Origin of the sequence: Streptomyces pratensis (assembly GCF_037137275.1) — a bacterium.
Taxonomy (GTDB): Bacteria; Actinomycetota; Actinomycetes; order Streptomycetales; family Streptomycetaceae; genus Streptomyces; species Streptomyces pratensis_B.
Genome location: NZ_JBBBEN010000101.1, coordinates 23,433 through 39,039, shown reverse-complemented (window position 1 = coordinate 39,039; position 15,607 = coordinate 23,433). Strand labels below are relative to the sequence as shown.

Annotated in this window: 13 protein-coding genes; 2 read left to right on the top strand and 11 right to left on the bottom strand. The window is 72.3% G+C overall.

Annotated elements, in window-relative coordinates:
* Positions 1 to 33: 33 nt before the first annotated feature.
* The 11 genes from V9U70_RS26615 to V9U70_RS26565 form a co-directional block, all read right to left on the bottom strand.
* Positions 34 to 2,025 carry a putative baseplate assembly protein gene (locus V9U70_RS26615; RefSeq protein ID WP_336679291.1) on the bottom strand — a complete coding sequence of 664 codons (1,992 nt, stop codon included), beginning with the start codon at positions 2,023 to 2,025 and terminating at the stop codon, positions 34 to 36.
* The gene (locus V9U70_RS26610) at positions 2,022 to 2,453 is read right to left on the bottom strand and encodes a GPW/gp25 family protein (RefSeq protein ID WP_336679289.1); all 432 of its coding nucleotides are present in this window, start codon (positions 2,451 to 2,453) and stop codon (positions 2,022 to 2,024) included. The genes V9U70_RS26615 and V9U70_RS26610 overlap by 4 nt, the downstream gene beginning before the upstream one ends.
* A gap of 8 nt (positions 2,454 to 2,461) precedes the next feature.
* Positions 2,462 to 2,752 (bottom strand): PAAR domain-containing protein, encoded by a 291-nt coding sequence (locus V9U70_RS26605; RefSeq protein WP_336679287.1) that lies wholly within the window; start codon positions 2,750 to 2,752, stop codon positions 2,462 to 2,464.
* A gap of 61 nt (positions 2,753 to 2,813) precedes the next feature.
* Positions 2,814 to 4,709, bottom strand: a complete 1,896-nt coding sequence (locus V9U70_RS26600; protein WP_336679285.1) for a VgrG-related protein — start codon at positions 4,707 to 4,709, stop codon at positions 2,814 to 2,816.
* Entirely contained in the window at positions 4,709 to 5,545 is an 837-nt protein-coding gene (locus V9U70_RS26595; RefSeq protein WP_336679284.1) for a CIS tube protein, read from the bottom strand. Before V9U70_RS26595 ends, V9U70_RS26600 begins: the two co-directional genes overlap by 1 nt.
* A 5-nt stretch (positions 5,546 to 5,550) precedes the next feature.
* Complete coding sequence (locus tag V9U70_RS26590; protein ID WP_336679283.1) at positions 5,551 to 5,988, bottom strand: phage tail protein; 438 nt, start codon at positions 5,986 to 5,988, stop codon at positions 5,551 to 5,553.
* Positions 5,989 to 6,041: 53 nt separating this feature from the next.
* Positions 6,042 to 7,958, bottom strand: a complete 1,917-nt coding sequence (locus V9U70_RS26585) for a hypothetical protein (RefSeq protein ID WP_336679282.1) — start codon at positions 7,956 to 7,958, stop codon at positions 6,042 to 6,044.
* 43 nt (positions 7,959 to 8,001) lie between these two features.
* Positions 8,002 to 8,145 (bottom strand): DUF6760 family protein, encoded by a 144-nt coding sequence (locus tag V9U70_RS26580; RefSeq protein WP_336679280.1) that lies wholly within the window; start codon positions 8,143 to 8,145, stop codon positions 8,002 to 8,004.
* Complete coding sequence (locus V9U70_RS26575; RefSeq protein ID WP_336679278.1) at positions 8,142 to 8,612, bottom strand: hypothetical protein; 471 nt, start codon at positions 8,610 to 8,612, stop codon at positions 8,142 to 8,144. Before V9U70_RS26575 ends, V9U70_RS26580 begins: the two co-directional genes overlap by 4 nt.
* Positions 8,612 to 9,055, bottom strand: a complete 444-nt coding sequence (locus V9U70_RS26570; RefSeq protein ID WP_018488498.1) for a phage tail protein — start codon at positions 9,053 to 9,055, stop codon at positions 8,612 to 8,614. The genes V9U70_RS26575 and V9U70_RS26570 overlap by 1 nt, the downstream gene beginning before the upstream one ends.
* 269 nt (positions 9,056 to 9,324) lie before the next feature.
* A complete protein-coding gene (locus V9U70_RS26565) occupies positions 9,325 to 10,893 on the bottom strand; it encodes a phage tail sheath family protein (RefSeq protein ID WP_336679275.1) in 1,569 nt (522 codons plus the stop codon).
* A gap of 381 nt (positions 10,894 to 11,274) precedes the next feature.
* On the opposite strand from V9U70_RS26565, the gene V9U70_RS26560 reads away from it, so the two are divergent.
* Complete coding sequence (locus V9U70_RS26560) at positions 11,275 to 14,934, top strand: phage tail protein (RefSeq protein ID WP_336679274.1); 3,660 nt, start codon at positions 11,275 to 11,277, stop codon at positions 14,932 to 14,934.
* A complete protein-coding gene (locus V9U70_RS26555) occupies positions 14,931 to 15,515 on the top strand; it encodes a HEAT repeat domain-containing protein (RefSeq protein WP_336679272.1) in 585 nt (194 codons plus the stop codon). The genes V9U70_RS26560 and V9U70_RS26555 overlap by 4 nt, the downstream gene beginning before the upstream one ends.
* Positions 15,516 to 15,607: the final 92 nt, after the last annotated feature.

Here is a 15,607-nt window from a genome sequence, read left to right as displayed (position 1 = left end):
CCCGGCCCCCCGCCCGCACCGCTGTTCATCGACTCAGGCCCCCCTCACCCGGAGCTGGTGCTCGTAACTGAAGACGAGCGCGTGCGGGTCCAGCGGGATCTTCGCGGTGGCGTCGGTGCGTTCACCGGTGACGGGGTCGGCCCGGTAGAGCCGTACGTCCTCCACCAGGTCGACGCCAGGCACCCGTTGGAGCACGGCGAACGCCTCGCCCGACTGGACCGGCCGGCCGAACGGCCAGCCCCCGCCCGCCGGCCCGCCGGTGAGCGGGTTGAAGTACCCGTAGAGCGCGGCCAGGGCGCTCTCGCGGACCCTCTCGGCCAGGGCCCCGCGCTCCGCCTGGACCACGGCGACGACGGTGACGCCCTGGTAGAAGGGGGGTTCGACGACCAGCCGGGCGCCGATCGGCCGCCGGGCGTCCAGGTGGGCGGCGATGAGCGCGAGCGTGTGCGGGGGCGGGACCAGCTCGTCGAACGCGATCCGGCCCTGCTCGTCGTCGCGCCCGGCCGGGACGACGAGCAGCCGCACCCCGCCCGCGCCGCTCCCCTCCCCGTCCCCGGTCCCGTCCCCCGTGCCCGCCCGGATGCAGTGGACCCGGGCCGCGTCCGGGGCGATCTCGCGGGCGAGGAGTTCGTAGTCGTGCGGGACGACCGCCCGGTGCAGGGTGCGCAGCGTCATCGGCCCGCGCACCCGCGCGCTGTCGACGCTCTCCCCGTCCACTCCGCCCAGCGCCGGGCGGCGGTTCTCGACCCGGGCGACATACGGGAGGGCGCTGCGCAGCACGCGGAGGGCGGACCGGGCGACGTTGCCGCGCAGCCCGCCGCCGGTGCGGTAGGAGCGGACCCGGACGGTGGCCCCCTTCACCGGCACGCGGCCGTAGTGGCGCACGGAGCCGTCCCGCTCCCGTACGGCGGGGCCGAACTCGACGCGGCCCGTGTTCGGGTCGAGAGTGACGTGCCGGTCCTCCGGCCCCGAGTGGGCGAAGTCGTCGACCCGGGTCCAGCGGGTGACGTCCGACCCGGTCGCGGCGTCCGCGGAGGCCGGGTCGGTGACCTCGACGACGAAGTCCCCCGGCACCACCGGCGGCCGGGCCAGCCGGAACACCTGTCCCGGCACGCCCTCCGCCTGGCCCAGCACCTCGTCGGAGATGGTCTCCGCGTGCTCGGCGGGGACGGTCGCGCCGATGGTGAACGCGGTGATCCGGCGCACGACCGGCGGGGCCATGTACGTCGGCTGCCCCGGCTCCGCCTCGATCAGGCGGCAGCGCAGCCAGCCCCCGGTCCGGCGCACGACGGCGGCGGGGGCGTGGTCCTTCGGCAGGTGGAGGATCAGCTCGCCGGACCGGTTGAACCCGCCGCTGTCGTCCTTCTCCACCTCGCAAGCCGCCCAACGGGAGCCGTCCCAGGCCTCCCACAGGATCGGCGGCCGCCGCGGGTCGACGCCGACGCCGTCCACCGTGCAGTCCAGCCGCAGCGCCAGGACGCCCGCGGGGACGGCCGCCGACAGGCCGACGTAGAGGCAGTCGCCGGGGGCGGGCCTCGTCCCGAAGACGGGCACGTCCCGGCCGAGGGCCAGCTCCTCCGTGCGGTCGACGGCCTCCTCGGAGGCGGGCCAGGTCGCGAGGTGGGCGAAGGCGCACGGCACGATCGACAGCGGCTCGGACGTGGTGAAGACGACCGCCTCCTCCGTCTCCGTACGGACGGTGGCGACCTCCGTTCCGGCGCGCACCACGACGGGCTCCGGCCGGGGCGCGGAGAGCCGGAACGTCACCTCGGTGTGCGCGGCGGTCGGCGGGTGGAGCCGCACCCCGATCAGGTCGAGGAAGGTCAGGTAGCTCTTCTCCGGGACCCGGTTCACCCGGTAGACGAGCTGGTCGACCATGGTCGCGAACGCCTCGATCAGGGTCACCCCGGGGTCGGAGACGTTGTGGTCGGTCCACTCCGGGCAGCGCTGCTGCACCAGGCGTTTCGCCTCGTCCACCAGGCCCTGGAAGGTCCGGTCGTCCAGATGCGGGCTGGGCAGGGTCACGCTCCGGCCTCCTGGTCGTCGGCCGATTCCTCGGCGTGCTGCGGGATCACGTAGAACGGGAAGACGAGGTTGCGCGGGTCGTTCGCGCCGCGCACGGTGTAGCCGATGTCGATGTAGAGGACGCCGTGGTCCGCCTCGTCGAACCGGACGGCGACCTCGGTCACCTCGATCCGCGGCTCCCAGCGCTCCAGCGCCAGCCTCACCTCGTACGCGAGCTGCCCGGCGGTCCCCGCGTCCGCCGGGGCGAACACGTAGTCGTTGATGGCGCAGCCGAACTCCGGCCGCATCGGCCGCTCGCCCGGCGAGGTCGCCAGGATCAGCCGGATCGACTCCTCCAGCTCGTGTTCGCCCCGCACCAGGGCGATGGACCCGGTGGCGTCGGTGCGCGGCGGGAACGCCCAGCCCGCGCCGATGAACTGCTGTCCCATGAGCCCGCTCACCCGCCGATCAGCACGGTCGCGCAGCCGGAGACCACCGGGGAGCCGCAGCCGGCCAGGTCCCCGGCACGGGCGGCGGGGCGCCCGCCGATGAACACCGTGGTGCTGCCGGGGGGCGCGAGGACGGACGGTGGGTGGGCGGCGGGCGAGGAGCACTGGTGGGCCGTTCCGACGGTGGCGGCGGGCTTCCCGCCGATGAGCACGGTCGGCACTCCGGGCGGCCCGACCGCTCCGGGGTGGCCGGTGGGGTCCCCGACCCGGGCGGCCGGGGCTGCTGCTCCTTGCGGCATCCCGCTCACTCTCCTCTCCCGCTCGTCTGCTGCGAAGCCCGCAGGCCTGACTGACGTGCCATCAGTTCAGCTTGATCATCGGCGCGTCGACGGTCACGGAGCCGCCGCTCCTCACCTCGGTGCGGCGGGAGCCGTCGACCGTGACCTCTCCGCCGCGCACGCCGACCGAGCCGCCCGCCGAGATGTCGACCCGGCCGTTGCCGCCGTCCACCGCGACCCCGTTGCGCGAGGTCAGCGTGACGCTGCCGCCGGACAGTTCGAGATCGCCGCGCCCGGCGTCCAGCGCGACGCCCTCGGCGGCCCGGATGGAGACCCGCTCCTTCGCCTCGATCGTCACGCTGCCGTCGCTGCCGATGACGATGGCGGTGCCCGCGCGGTCGAGGTCGATGGTCAGCCTGCCGTCGCCGGTACGCAACCGGACGCCCTGCGGGCCGCTCGCGGCGTCCAGCAGCTCCAGCCGGTTGCCGCTCTTCGAGGCGAAGGCACGGCGATTGACGGCGCCGCTGGTGGGGTCGACGAGTTCGCCCCCGTCCGGCGCCTCGGCCGACCCACCGCCACCGCCCGGACCGCCCGGCCGGTCCTGCCCGTTGTACAGACCCGCCAGGACGAAGGGCCGGTCCAGATGCCCGTGCTCGAATCCGACGAGCACCTCGTCGCCCACCTCCGGGATGAACGCCTCGCCGCCCCCCGTGCCGCCGGACTGCGCCGTACGCGCCCAGTCGCTCGCGTACTCGTCGGACAGCCACGGGAACCGCACCTTGACCCGCCCCGACCCCTCGGGGTCCTGGGTGTCCGTCACCGTCCCGCTGACGAGCCCCGCGCACCGCGAGCCCCCCGCACCCCCGTTGCCGCCCGGAGCGCCGCCGGTCAGCCCGAACAGGGACCGCTCCTGCTGCCCGGAGACGGTGATCCACGTCTCGTACCCCCGTACGGCGTCGAAGACATGGCGCGAGGTCGTCACCGTGTACCGGCCCTCGAACGGCGCGCCCACCGCGTTCAGCGCCACCGCGCTGCCCGCCCGCACCTCCGGGTTCCCCCGGATCACCGCCTCCAGCTCCGCGAACGACCCGGCGATCCGCTCCGCCAGCGCCTTCGCCGCCTGGTCGACCCGCGCCTGCGTCCCGTACGCCGCGTCGGTCACCACGAACCGGGCCTCGCCGAAGGGCGCCGACACCTCCGCCGCCGTCACCCCGAGCTCCAGCGTCGTGGAGGAGCCGGCCGGGGCCCGGCCCACCAAGGGCTGCTTCGCCCGGACGTCCCAGCCGCGCACCTCCACCTCGGAGACCTGCTCGGCGGCGGAGATGCCGACCCGGCAGCGCAGGAGGTTGCTGCCCAGCTCCAGGACGAGCGGGTCGCGGTCGGCCCGCGCGGAGGAGTCGGGGGCGGCGCCCGCCTCCGCCGGTTTCGTGATGTGGAGCTGCCCGTCCCGCACGTACGCCTGCGCGCCGGCCTCCTCCGCGAGACCGCGCACGAACTCCCAGTCGGTGATGTTCGGTTGGGCGATGTGCTCCAGCACGGGACCGGCGACGTCGACCGGGCCCGGCTTCAGCCCGGCACGCTGCGCGACCTGGCCGCAGATGTCGGCGAGGGTCATGTTCTGGTAGCTGGCCACCCGGCGCCCCCGGAACAGCCGGTGCGACGCGTCGAGCCCGCGTACGACGGTGAACGTGCCGGTCTCGTCCAGCTCTGCCTCCAGCGCGGTGACCACCCCCTCCAGCAGCGGTCTCGGGGCCGTGCCGCCCCCCGCACGGGCCAGCAGCCGCGCCTCGGCGCCGATCGTCAGCCCGGCCTGCTCCAGCAGGACCCGGTCGGGGTCGCGGAACCGCAGGAGGAACAGATCGGGGAGCGTACGGCTGTCATCGACATAGCCCTCGACCAGCGTGTTCAGAAACTTCACGGGCAGCGGCCTCCCGTCGAACTCCACGGTCAGCGCCGTGGAGACCCCTTGCTGCGCCATCAGCCCCGCCTTCCTCCGACCGCCCCGGCCGACGCGCCCCGGTCCCGGCCCTCCGCGCCGTGGTCGCGCAGCCGGACCAGCTCCTCGAGGGCCGGCAGCAGGAGCTGGGCGCCGGGGGCGAGCCGCATCGGGTCGTCGATCCCGTTCGCCTCCGCGATCACCCGCCACGCCCCGGCGTCGCCGTACTCCCGGTGGGCCAGCGAGGGCAGCGAGTCCCCCGAGCCGACCCGGTGCACCCGCCGGGCGGCGAGCGCCCCCGAGGTCGGGTTCTGGCCCGGCGTCTCGCCGCTGATCTCCTCCAGGACGACCTGGCAGACCGCCCGGATCGGCACCCCGGACGTCGTGAACAGCGTGTACTTCGCGGCGACCTTGCTGACGTATCCGGGGAACCCGGTCAGCCCGCCCCAGTGGAAGACGACCCAGGGCGGCGAGGAGCGCTGCTGCTGACGGGTCTCGTCGGTCGGCACGCAGCACGCGAAGAGCTGCTCCACCGAGGTGACGACCCTGGTGTCCTGGGTGTCGCTCGCGTCGAAGAACATCTCCACGGTGAGCTTGCTGGGCTGCGATCCCTGGTACTCCGGCGGCCCGGAACTCTTCGCCCCCTTCGCCGGACTCCGTTTCCAGGAGGCCCCTTTGGTAAGGCTCAGCTCCTTGGGGTTGAACTGGAAGTCGATCCGCCCGCACGGCCCGCCCGGCGTCAGCCCGCCACCGGTGGGCGGGGTCCTCAGCTCCAGGTAGGCGTGTTCCAGCTTCGGCCGCGCCGAGCCGCCCCGCCCCGCCGAGGCCGTCCCCGACGTGCCGGCCGCGCTGAACGCGATGGGTCCCGCCCCGCTCATCCCGCTCAGCCCTCCATCACGTAACCGTGGTGGGCGATCTCGATGGTCTCCATCGCGACCTTGGGCGACTCGGGCGTGAACGACGGCCCGGTCCAGCGCACCGGCACGACCTCCAGCAGCCCCCACTGGGCCACCTTCTGCCCGTCCCCGGTACGCGCCTCGATGTGCGCGGTCTTCCGGCTGAACCCGGTGGTCATCGTGGCGAACCAGCGCGCCACCTTCTCCGTCTCCCGGGTCAGCGGTCGCGACAGCTTCACGTTGGAGTACTTCAGGCGGGTCGGCAACTGCCACAGGTGCCCGTTGTTGCCGCCCTCCTCGCGGGTTTCGAGGACCACTTCGCAGCCGAGGCCCTCGCACGTGTTGAACGAGCCCAGCTCGATGTCGTCGATGGTCACGACGAAGCAGACGCTGACGGCGGGGTCGCTGTCCTGGACGGTGGCCATGACACGTGCCTCTCACTCGGTCTCGGTCGTTCTGACTGCCGGCGCCCGGCACTTCAGTGCCGGGTGTTGATGAGGAGCCCGGCGCGTTCCCGCTCCAGCCTGAGGTCGTTCCTCAGGAGCCTGCTCAGCGGCGCGTACAGGGCCCGGACCAGCTCGTCCGTCACCGCGGGAGCTCCGCTCCCCGCTTCGGAGCCGCCGCCCGGCGGCTCCGGCCCGCCTCCCCCGTCGGCCCCGGCTTCGGCGTCGGGCCAGGTCGCGGGGTCGGACTCGGTCACGGGGCCGGGTTCGGTCACGGGGTCGGGCTCGGGCGGCGGTGGCTCCTCGACGGTCCCGGCGTCGCGCTGGACGACCGGCCGCGAGGCGCCGGAGGCCCGCGCCGAGCCGAAGACGACACTGCCGTCCGCCATGCGCTGGGCCACCCCGGCGGCCACCGCCACCGCACCGGCCGACGGCAGCCCCCGCCCGCCGCCGGAACCGGGCCGGGCACGCGCCACCGATGCGGGGACCGGGGGCCCTCCGGCCGCCTGCCGCTGAAGGGGCGCGGGGGGCGGCGAGGGGACGGAGGGCGGAGGTGCTGGCCCGATCGGGACGGCAGATCCAGAACGGAAAGCGGAACCCGTCCCCGTACCGCCGTCCGCCCCCATGGCCCACCGCACCGGCACGGCCCCGGAAGCACCCCCGCCGCCCGCCCCGGGCCCGGCCGCCGCCTGCGCGGGCCCGGCCGCCGCCTGCGCGGGCCCTCCGGCGGGCGCCGCGGCCCGCTGCACGTCCACGTTCCGGGGCACGAGCGGCCGGTCGCCCAGCAGCGGGGTGACGGGCCCGGCGGCGGGCGGCGCGCCGGAGGGGGCGGCGGACCGCTGGAGCGAGCCGCCCCGGCCGCCGGGAGGCCCGCCGACGGCCCCCTCCGAGCTGCCGGAAGGCCCTGCGGGCGGGGCGGTGTAGGAGGTGTCCCCGGGCAAGGGGCGGGCGGGGCCCGTGCCCGGACCCAAGGAGGTGTCCGTGCCCGGGGCCCCGGGCCCCAGCAGCGGGTCGTCGCCGAGCAGCGGTGCGGCGGGCGCCTCCCCCTCGGCCGTGCGCGAGACCTCCGGAAGCCCGGGGTCCGCCGGGGCCTGCGCCGCCGCTGGGGCGTCGACACCGTCACCGCGCCGGGCTGTCGGAGGGAGGCCGGGCAGTGGCGCGCCGAGCCCGGGGGCCCGCCGGGGCGGCCGGGACCCGGGCGGGGACACGGCACGCTGCACCCGGGCGCCCCCGGCCCCGGAGCCGGAAGCGGAAGCGGAAAGGGAGGCGGAAGGGGAGCCGAAAGGATGGGCGGAAGGGGTGTCGGCTCCGGTCACTGAGGGCGGCGCGGACGGCGCGGACGGGCCCTTCGGCGCCGGCGGCGCGGACTTTGGCACGAGAGGCTGCCCGCCGACGAGCCGCCGCACGGGCAGATGGTCCACGCCGCCCGCGTCTGCGGCCGTGGGCCCTGCGGACGTCATGGCCGGCGCCCCGACCCCGTGCGTACGCTGCACGGCCGCCGGCCCGGACCACGCCACGGGCGCGGCCGCGGAGCCGGCCCCGCCCCCGCGGCCGGCAGCGGCCCCCCGTAGCGGCATGTCCGCGGACCGCTGGGCGGTGACCGGCGCGGGGGACGCCCCCCGGTCGGCGGACGGCTCCACCGGAGCGCTGAGCCCCAGGACCAGCCCGCCCGGGGCCTCCGGGCTCACCAGATGACCGAGCGGCATGCCGAGCGCGGTGTCCTGTCGGGTGGTGAGCGAGCCCTCGAACCGTGCGGGGTCCACCGTCAGCCGCTGGTCGGACACCAGGCGCTGGAGCGGCGCGATCCGGTGCACGTCGACCCGGTCGCCCCGGCCACGCGTCACCGCGGCAGCCGTCGCGCCGTCCGCCGCGTGGTCCTCCGCACCGTTCGCGGGGGCGGTTTCGGCGTCGGCACGACCGCGATCGCCCCACAGCCAGGACATCAGCCCCATGTCTCCCTCGTCCTCCCGTGCACGGTCTCTGCGGCGCGGCGCTCTACTGCCCGTTGAGGCGAGCGGCCTGTGCGACGAACTTCAGGCGTTCCGGATGTTCCAGGTCCAGCAGGTCGTCCAGCGGCCAGTGGAAGTGGTAGGCGAGGTACGCGACCTCCTCGTAGAGCAGGTCGGCCGCGTACGTCACGATTCCCCCAGGCGGCCACCGGCGAGATCCACCGCGAACTCCTCCTGGCAGGACGGGCAGGCGACCGCGGCGCGGGTGTGCCCCTCGGCGTTGATACGGCGGTAGAAGTCCTGGAGGAACGCCAGGTCGGAGGCGAAGAGGTCCTCGATGACACCCGGATGGACGTCCTCGACGGTCCCGAGCCGGGTCACCACGCGGGAGATCAGGACCACCGACAGGTAGGCCGAGTTCTCCCGCACCCGGTCGTCCCGCAGGGGGACCAGCTCGTCACGGGCCGTCGCCAGCCGCATCACTCCGGTCCGGTGGACCGTGCCCGACGCGTCGACGTACCCGCGGGGCAGCTCGAAACCGAACTCCGTGCGCAGCGGCTCCGGCCGGCCCGTCCGGCCACGCGCCTCGCCCGCCGGGGCCTCCGCCTCCCGCACGGCCGCCTGTTCGGGGCTCTGGAAGTGAACCGAGCGGCGCATCAGTCGAGTTCCATGCTCTCGTAGGTGATGGCCAGCTTCTCCGTCAGAACAGAGGTGTCACCGGCCTTGAGCGTGCCGATCTCCAGCGACTTCGGCCAGGCGTTGATGAGCTTGTAGCGCTTGATCGGCAGGCCCTCGTAGTCGTAGACGATGACCGCGCCGTTGCGGCGGGCGTTCGTCATACGGCCGAACCGCGAGTCCTTGATCCACCGCTCGAAGCTGTTGTCCTCCGTGAGACCCCGCGTGACGGTGACCTCACCGGCCTTCGGGCGGCCGGGCAGCTTCTTGATGGCGTACTTGCCGTCGGCGGTGTTCTGCTTCAGCTCGATGACGTCCTGCTCCATCTTCAGACCGCTGACCTCGGTGATCTGCTTGATGATGACGCTGTCGAACTCAAGGCCGAAGGAATGCCCGACGGAACTGTCGAGGTCGGGAAGGGGCACAGCAGACTCCTTACGCCGTGGTGCGGGAACAGTCGGTCAGCGGGTCTCCGGCGGGCTGGGGACGGCCTCCCCACGAGCCGCCGACGGACGGCGCGGGCCGGGCGGTGCGGCGACGGGCGGGACGGGGCGGGGAGGACGGCCGGCGCTGGGACAGGCGGTCCGGGGGGCAGGCAGTGCGGGGACGGACAGTGCCCGCGCCGGGACGCCGCCGGCCACCGGCGGGGTCCCCGGCGGCCCCCAGCCCCGCGGCGCCCCTCCGCGAGCCGCCGTCACTCGTCGATGCCACCGCTGCCGCCGGTCAGCTGGGAGAGCCGGAACACCACGAACTCGGCCGGTTTGACCGGGGCGACGCCGATCTCGCAGATGACCTGGCCCGCGTCGATGCTCTCGGGCGGGTTCGTCTCGCGGTCGCACTTCACGTAGAACGCCTCGTCGGGGGTCAGCCCGAACAGCGAACCCTTGCGCCACTCGTTGACCAGGAACGCCGACACCGTCCGCCGGACACGGGCCCACAGCGCGTCGTCGTTCGGCTCGAAGACGACCCACTGCGTACCGGCGAGGATCGACTCCTCCAGGTAGTTGAACAGCCTCCGGACGTTGAGGTAGCGCCACGCCGGATCGGACGCGAGCGTCCGCGCCCCCCACACCCTGATGCCCCGCCCGGGGAAGGACCGGACGCAGTTCACCCCTATCGGGTTCAGCAGGTCGTGCTCGCCCTTGGTCAGCTGGGTCGCCAGCGCGACCGCCCCCCGTACGACCTCGTTCGCCGGGGCCTTGTGCACCCCGCGCGCGTCGTCGTTGCGCGCCCACACCCCGGCGATGTGCCCGCTCGGCGGTACGAGGGCGGCGCGGCCCGACGCCGGGTCGGGGACGCTGATCCAGGGGTAGTAGAGCGTGGCGTACTTGGAGTCGAAGCCGGCCCGGTCGGTGCGCCACCCGCGGATCTGCTGCGGGGTGAGACCGGGCGGCGGATCGAGGATGGCGACGCGGTCGCCCATCAGCTCGCAGTGGGCGATCAGCCCCTGCTGGACGGCGATGACCGCCTCCAGGTCCAGCAACCCGCGTTCGTACGCGCTCATCAGGTCGGGCACGGCGACCATGGTCACCTCATCGACCGCCTCCAGGCCGCCCAGACCCGTACGGCGGTCGGCGTCGCCGACGTACACCCCGGGGGCCAGCGCACCGGCGCCGCCGGCGGCCGGGGCGGCGGGGGCGAGGACGACCGTCTGCGGTTCGGGCGGCGCGGGGGCGGCGCCGCGCCCCGACTCCCGTACCTCGATCAGCTCGGAGGCGGCGTTGACGCGGGTGGCGACGTTCTCCTTGCTCCGCTTGGTGGTGACGGAAGGGTACGTCTCCACCACCTGGCCGTCGCGCCGCACCACGAACTGGAAGACGTCGGCGGGTGGGTCGTCGCCCGCCACCGGAGCCACCTCGACGGTGATCTCGCCGCCCACGCCCGGCCGGGGCCGCACGGCGTAGGGGCCCACCCGGACCTCGGCGCCTGCGGGCAGCGCCCCGGCATGCCGGGGATCGCCCGCGCCGCCGCCCTCCTCGTCGTCCTCCGCCGCTTCCGTGCCGTCGCCGATGCGCACGATGTAACAGATCCCGCCGCCGTTGGCGAAGAACCCGTAGACGGACGAGGCGAGGTAGGCGCCGTCGACGAAGTCGCCGAACGTGGCGACGAACTGGCTCCAGTTCGTGACCAGCGTCGGCTCGTCGAGCGGGCCCTTCTGCGCGAATCCGACGAAGGCGGCGACCGAGGTGCCCACCCCTTCGATCGGCCGGGACCCGGACTCGATCTCTTCGACGTAGACGCCCGGGGACAGATACGACGGCATAAGGGCCTCTCCTCGACACAACTCCTGGATGCACTGCTCGACCGGGGGACGCGGACCGGCCGGGGACACGCGGACCGGGGAAAACGGACCGGCCGTGGGGGGCGCAGGCCAAGGAACGCGGACCGGCCTGGGGGAACGCGGGCCATTCTCGTCACTGCGGCGATCACCGGGAACGGACGCTCGGCCGCCCCGCCGCGCACCGAGCGCTGCCCGATGAGGCAAGGCGACCGCGCCGCCGACGCCGCCCCGCCGTGCCCCGCGCGCCGCCCGCCCGCACTGGGTGTGCCCTCACCGGCCCCGGCACGCTGACAGCCACCACGTCCGGGCGGGCCCACGGCCGGTGGGCGGGCCGCAGGACCCACGGCTGGGGCGGGAGGGCGGATGAAGGCGGTTCCGGAGAAGCCCTCCGCCGCGCCGCGCCGCCACGACGCCCCGCACCGGGCCGAGGCGGCGGCCCCGTCGCCCGCCCCCGCCCCGGTGCGCGACCGCCGCAGCATCCAGCGATTGCAGGGCATGGCCGGAAACGCTGCGGTCTCCCGCCTCGTCGCCCAGCGCTACACCGCCCCGGTCAAGCCGCCCGCCGCCCAGTCGCCCCGCTTCCGCGCCGTGAAGGCGGACGTGGCGGCGAAGAAGACCCGGCTGGCCGCCCACGCCCCGGCGGCGACGGAGGCGCAGGCCTCGCAGGACGCGGCGGTGGCCCCGCCGGACGACAAGGAGGCCCGGGGCAAGGCGGCGAACGCCGAGAAGATGCACGCGGCGAAGCCCGGCACGTTCGACAAGAAGGCGTTCGTCGACGCGGTGAACCAGGCCATCGACGCGCAGGCCCCCAAGAACCTCGACGAGGCCGACAAGTTCGCCGGGTCCGGCAAGGCCGACCGGGTCAAGGCGGAGGTCGACGGCAAGGTCACCGACGGCAAGGAGGCCTCGGCCAAGGACATCGACACCGCCACGAAGGCCCCGCCCGACACCTCCGCCGCCCAGGACCGGCAGGCCACCCCCCTCACCCCCGACCGGGCCCCCGCCGACCCCGGCGCGCCGTCCGCGGCGGACGCGGTTCCGGCGAAGCAGCCGGCGGCCGTGACCGACTTCTCCCAGGGGCCGGCCGCCAACGACAAGGCGATGGCGGACGCAGAGGTCACCGAGGACCAGCTCGCCAGGAGCAACGAGCCCACGTTCACCGAGGCGCTGTCCGCGAAGAAGACCTCCGAGGCGGACGCGGCGAAGGCCCCGGCCAAGGGCCGGGCGGCGGAGGACCAGCAGCTGGCGGGGGCGAAGGAGAGCGCGGCGGCCTCCGGAGCCCGGGCGATGGCAGGCCTCACCGCGACCCGGGCCTCCGCGGGCCAGCAGGTGGACGGCGGGAAGAACGACGCCAAGTCACAGGACGAGAAGAAGCGCGCCGAGGTCACGGCCAAGCTCCAGAAGGTCTACGACTCCACGAAGAAGGACGTCGAGGGGACCCTGTCCGGCCTCGACAGGAAGGTCGACGCGGCGTTCGCCTCGGGCGAGAAGGCAGCCCGGGACGCCTTCACGGCCGATCACAAGAGCCGGATGAAGCGGTACAAGGACAAGCGGTACTCCGGCCTGAGCGGCAAGGGCCGCTGGATCAAGGACAAGTTCGCCGGCCTCCCCGAGGAGGCGAACGCCCTCTACCAGGAGTCCCGCAAGCTCTACGTGTCCCGCATGCGGACGGTGATCTCGTCGGTCGCCGACGTCATCGGCGCCGAACTCGGCCGGGCGAAGGCCCGTATCGCCAAGGGCCGCGCTGAGTTGAAGGCCGAGGTCGACAGGCTCCCCGCCGACCTGCGCCGGTTCGGCCAGGAAGCGGCGAAGGACTTCGCCGGCAAGTTCGACGACCTGGAATCCACGGTCGACGAGAAGTCCGAGCAACTGGTCCAGGATCTCGCGTCCAGGTACACGGCCGCGCTGAACAAGATCGACGAGGAGATCACCAAGCTCCAGGAGGCCAACAAGGGCCTGATCGACAAGGCGAAGGACGCGATCGCCGGCGTCATCCAGACGATCAACGAGCTGAAGGACCTGCTGCTGGGCATCCTGGCCAAGGCCGCCTCCGCGATCATGAAGATCATCAAGGACCCCGTCGGGTTCCTGAGCACCCTGGTGAGCGCGGTCGGCGCGGGCCTGAACCTGTTCATCACGAACATCGCCGACCACCTGAAGACCGGCGTCGTCTCCTGGCTGCTGGGCACGGCGGTGAAGGCGGGCCTGGACCTGCCGGCGCGGTTCGACCTCAAGGGCATCATCCAGCTCATCGGCTCGATGCTGGGCCTGACCTGGGACGCCATCCGATCACGCATCACCCGCAAGGGCGTCCCCGACGAAGCGATGTCGGCGGTGGAGGCCACGGTCCCCGTGGCGAAGAACCTGGCCGGCGAGGGCCCGGCCGGCGCGGTGAAGGAGATCCAGGCCGAGGCGGGCGACCTCAAGGCCACGATCCTCGGCAAGCTCACGACCTACCTGATCCCCACGGTCCTCATCGCGGGCATCACCTGGATCATCTCCCTGCTCAACCCCGCCTCTGCGTTCGTCCGCGCGGTCAAGGGAATCATCGACATCGTCACGTTCGTCGTGACGCAGGGCGCGCAGATCGCCGACTTCGTCAACGCGGTCCTGGACGCGGTCATCGCCATAGCCAACGGCGGCCAGGCTGGCGTCCCCCGACTCGTCGAAGCAGCCCTCGCCCAGAGCGTCCCGCTCCTGATCGGCTTCCTGGCCGCACTGCTGGGCATCGGCGGCCTGGCCAACAAGGTGAAGTCGGTCTTCCAGTCGGTGTCGCGACCCGTGACGAGGGCCATCGACAAGATCGTCGACTTCATCGCGAAGAAGGGCAGGGCGCTGTGGGCGAAGCGCAGGCGACAAAGCAAGAAATCAGGGGATGACGGGGGCCCCACCAGCGACAACACGCGAGGAAAGCAGCAACGCCTGAACCGAGCGATCGCCGCCCTGAAGCCCAAAATATCAGCCTTAATAAGCCGCCACATCTCCGAATCCCGGCTAAAGGCGCGTCTTTTTGTTTGGCGCAAGCAGTACGGTCTCTCCGCACTGACGGCACAGCACAGCGGAAGCACCACTGACGTCGTCGCCAAGGTCAACCCCGAAGGGAAAGTGGCCGAGGGGGTCGTACGTAAAATCGGACCCGATCTGCACGACATGCTCACGAACATCGGCAATGAAATGATCAACCGCCCCGACGTCATCGCGGACGCCAAAAAGATTCAGCAGGACCGGCTCGCAGCCAAGCAGCAGCGAGAGCAGGACGCCGCCTCAGCCGGTGCCCCGACGAAAGCGGCTCCCCTCCAGGCCCGCCCCGGCCAGTCGCAGGCAGCCGAGGCGCGAGCCATCCACGAACAGAGCCTTCGCCGCCCCCGCCAGACAGACGACCTGCTCACCATGGCTCCGGGGCTCAACGTCCTGGAACGCCAGACCTGGTCATCGGCGCCTGGGCACATAAAAACTCACGGATTGGGTAAAGGACATTACGACCCGGCAATCATAGACATTCTCGACGGCCTGTCGAAAAAAGGCTACACGAATCAGCATATACGCCAGGCGCTCGCAGAGATTTCCCAGGGAAATTCCCCCTCGAACACCGAGATCTCAAACGACCACGGAGCCTCTGCACACCTCGCGGCACTGGCGCGCCTCATGTTCGCCGTTGAAGGCGGAAGAAATCCCACCGCCTTAGCGACCAGCACGATGACCTGGGACTCATCCGATCTACCCGGAACGACATGGCGTGACGTGGTGGTAAATTACAACCCCATGTCCCCACAGGGGGTAAATGCCGTGGTACGCGCTTCACTGATACCTGAGACCGAACGCTCAGCCGCATTGAAAGTGAAGGTAGACCGCATGCTCCAAAATGAATTAAATACGACAATTCGCTGGATAAAGAGCCTCATGACCGGTGATAGCCCGCTTTTTCAGACCGAGCATGAATGCAAGGTTTTCGTCGACACGCAGATGGAGGCACACCTCAAATCTCGCGTCGCGGCATACGTTCTTCCCGGAGGAGCCCTGTGAGCAGCGGAGCGGCCCGCCTCGTCCCCACGCCATCCACGGACTACTACGCGGTGGCGGCAGCCTTCGCCTCTTTGGGACTCAGCAGAAGCGAGGTGCCCCTCCCGGGTGCCGATTCCGCATCGGACAAGGAGATCTGGCTGACGAAGGATCATCAAACGGCTGCCGTGTGGATCAAGGACGACCTTCTCGACGTCAGTTACATCAGCGTACACGGAAGGGACGCCGAAGCTCTGATCGAGCAGATTCGGTCGGTCTTGCCCACGGACGATATTTCCCGACTTCGCGCCAGAATGATAACGGACCGCGACTCCGATGCCCTGATCGATTCTATTTACCGCACAGCAGTCGTCTCCTGCGCCGGCTTTGACCCTCAGGCATTCGCTCTGCTGCAATGGACGCTGCGCGACCCAGACCCGCTGATCCGCCGAGTCGCCCTTCTGGCCGTCTCTGTCACCAGTTGGAGCGCTTTCTCGCCCATACTGGAAGAAATGAGCGAACAGGACCCTGTTGATGAGGTACGCGACCAAGCCGTACGCGTTCTCAGCATCCTGCGGCCAGGTGACAACACGTCAGCTGAATAGCCGACGACCGATTTCCACCCTCACTCCCTCTGCTGCGCCTTCCGCACCACAGCGTAGGGACCGCGCCGTGATGAACCGGACGGGCACGCTCG